The 1248-nt window shown below is 70.4% G+C and carries 4 protein-coding genes; all 4 read right to left on the bottom strand.

Annotation, left to right across the window (positions count from 1 at the left end):
- A partial coding sequence (locus L942_RS36750; RefSeq protein WP_037369127.1) for a hypothetical protein occupies window positions 1-242 on the bottom strand: 242 nt, incomplete at its 3' end.
- Entirely contained in the window at window positions 242-487 is a 246-nt protein-coding gene (locus L942_RS36755) for a hypothetical protein (RefSeq protein WP_037369129.1), read from the bottom strand. The genes L942_RS36750 and L942_RS36755, both read right to left, overlap by 1 nt.
- Window positions 484-918 carry an SsgA family sporulation/cell division regulator gene (locus tag L942_RS42380; RefSeq protein WP_051166506.1) on the bottom strand — a complete coding sequence of 145 codons (435 nt, stop codon included), beginning with the start codon at window positions 916-918 and terminating at the stop codon, window positions 484-486. Before L942_RS42380 ends, L942_RS36755 begins: the two co-directional genes overlap by 4 nt.
- On the bottom strand, window positions 915-1166 hold the full coding sequence (locus tag L942_RS36765; protein WP_158684594.1) for a hypothetical protein: 252 nt from the start codon (window positions 1164-1166) through the stop codon (window positions 915-917). The genes L942_RS42380 and L942_RS36765 overlap by 4 nt, the downstream gene beginning before the upstream one ends.
- Window positions 1167-1248: the final 82 nt, after the last annotated feature.

A 1248-nucleotide genomic window follows, 5' to 3' on the forward strand; every position in this document is an offset into this window, starting at 1 on the left:
AGCGCGGGGACGATGAGCGCGATCCAGGTGGCGGTGGTGTTGCCGATCTTCACCACCACCAGCCACTGGACTCCGGCGATGATCAGCGTGGCCAGGATCAGGCGGATGGTGTTGCCGGTCATGCGGGTGACCTCGCGGACGCCCTTCATGCTCTTGGCCGCGGACTTGCGCCCGGCCCGCCACACGCTGAACACGCCCAGCAGCGCGAGGCCGCCCAGGACCATCAGGGTTTGCGTGGACATCAGGCCACCTCCGGGGTGCCGAACAGGTCGAACAGGTCGGTTTGCTCGGGGGCCTGCCAGTCCCCGCCGCGCCATTCCGCGTCCGCGGCGATGCCGTGTTCCTCGCGGATGGCGGGCTCGGTCGCGGCGAGCCAGGCGGCGCGTTCGCGTTTCGTGGCTTTGGCCCAGGTGCGGCCGTTGGCCTCGGTCCAGCGCTTCTTCGCCAGCCGCTCGATCGCCAGCGGCGAGAGGTTCTTGCCGGTCATGCGGCTTCACCGCCCGACACGATCCAGCCGAACTCGCGAGACCAGTTGATCCGGTCGGACTCGGTGCCCTCGGGCACGATCCGCTCCATCCCGTCCAGCGCGTACTCGACCTCCGCGCGACGGAAACCGAGAATCAGCGAGCTGTCCTCGCCGTGCAGGGTCACCCACACCGTGGCCTCGCCGTGGACGTCCGGGCAGACGAACACCTCGCCCTCGCCGGTCGGGGCGTTCACGCCGTCGGCCAGCAGCTCCCGCGCCAGCACCCAGTCGACCCCGGCCGTGGTCAGGGTCAGCGTGACCGCGAACGGGTCGCGGGCGTCGTAGGTGATCAGCGTGGACATCGCCCCGGCGTCGCGGGGCGGAGCACCCTTCGGGCAGACGACCGCCTGGGGCGCGAGGATCGGCAGGCGCATCCGGTTGCGGGTGATCACGCGACCACCCCCGCGACCTGGGACACCGCGTCGCGGACTACGCCGAGCGCGATCTCCCGCGTGGTGTCGGCGTCTTCGCTGAGGTCGGCGTCGTCCAGGGCGTCGGCCATCGCGAACAGCCACGTCACCTGCGCCGCGTCGAACTCGCGGCCCGAGCGGTAGTTGCTCGCCGAGATCGGACGAGCGGCCATCAGATCGGCGATGGCCTTGTACGCGTCCGTCACGAACGCGGATGCAGTCCCTACCATGATGTTCCTCTCCGAACGGTCAGAAGGCTGGTTGGCGAGACCCGGCGCGGCAGGCGCGTTCTTGGCGGAGTGAGCCGCCGCG

This window comes from Amycolatopsis orientalis DSM 43388, from assembly GCF_000411975.1.
In the GTDB taxonomy this organism is placed as follows: Bacteria; Actinomycetota; Actinomycetes; order Mycobacteriales; family Pseudonocardiaceae; genus Amycolatopsis; species Amycolatopsis orientalis_D.